The 1,175-nt window shown below is 51.1% G+C and carries 1 protein-coding gene; it reads right to left on the bottom strand.

What is annotated here, in order from left to right:
• Window positions 1-161: 161 nt before the first annotated feature.
• The gene (locus tag BN874_RS07545; protein WP_034431866.1) at window positions 162-530 is read right to left on the bottom strand and encodes a hypothetical protein; all 369 of its coding nucleotides are present in this window, start codon (window positions 528-530) and stop codon (window positions 162-164) included.
• Window positions 531-1,175 lie beyond the last annotated feature (645 nt).

Genomic DNA, 1,175 nt, shown 5'->3' with positions numbered 1-1,175 from the left:
CCGATGCCCGCATCAAGTTAAAACGCCTCTACCCGTCAATTCAGAGCGGGTGAAGTACTAGGCTCAAACTGAAACACCCCCCTCGCTGACTCCGGCATAGGTCTTGGCCGAGGGGCTGTCGAGGCGAACTCGGTCGCTGCCCAACTCAGACACGCGCAGCACTACCCCATTGAGCGCCGTTTCCACTTCCCCCAGGTCGCCGTCTCGGCGAAGCGATCCAGCAGGTCGGCCCGCCGATCATCGCTAAAGTCCAGTGGGCGAATCGGCTTACACAGACACGCCGTCAGCGTGTCAAGATGGGCTTCCACCCAGGGCTGAACATGCGACAAGCAGTGATCACCCTGCGACGTGATAAAGGTCAACCACACCGCCGCCACCTCACCAAAGCTCAGTTCCCCCTTCCAGAGGCCAGGGGTCGGAAAGAACGGATCGATCACGGCCGGAATCTGCATCTGGTGCGCTTGCGCCCACAACACGAGCAGGTCGTCAACACGTTCAACTTTAAGCAGGCGGATGAGTTCGTTAAGCATAGGTCGTTACCGGTGGTCCGCTTCACCCACTGGCGGTAAGCGGGTTGGTGGGAAGCGCTAAACAGTCAAGGGGTTGCCTCATCCCTGATCCGCCCGCCTGTGCAGAGGGAGAGAAGGTTGATCGTTGATTCTACGGCAAGATTACCCAACATTTTCAATTCTCAAAAGCCAATCTTCGTTTAAGCGAACCGTGAGTCAAGAGTACCTGGATCATCACTTTGAGCCGGATCCAGCGCATGACTTTCGGGTTGAACCCTAGGCGCGTCGTTGAGGCGACGCGCACATGGACTTTCAGTCCGTTACTTCAACCCACCGGCTTTCAGCCGGTGGTTGTTGAGTGTGGCCTCCAGCAAAAATGACGGGCAAAACGCTCTTGAATACTATAAAGAAAGATGGCAAATCGAAACATTAGACATTATCAGAAACAATAAGAGCATTTTAGATTAGAATTTTAATAAAGCTGTTATTTTTCAACATGTTAAATATTTATTTTTATTCGGTTCGTAACTACTCAGGTATTAAAAAGCCGCATTAACCAGTTATAGTAAATGCGGCCTTTTATTAAGAGACTGTCGAAAAACCATTTTCTCCTAAGCTTCCGCAGAATTAGTTGCTGGTAATAATGCCATGCTTTCAGCTAATTTC

The organism is Candidatus Contendobacter odensis Run_B_J11 (genome assembly GCF_000531125.1).
In the GTDB taxonomy this organism is placed as follows: Bacteria; Pseudomonadota; Gammaproteobacteria; order Competibacterales; family Competibacteraceae; genus Contendibacter; species Contendibacter odensensis.
Note: the sequence above shows the minus strand (reverse complement) of the source record. Positions and strands in the feature narration are given on the sequence as shown.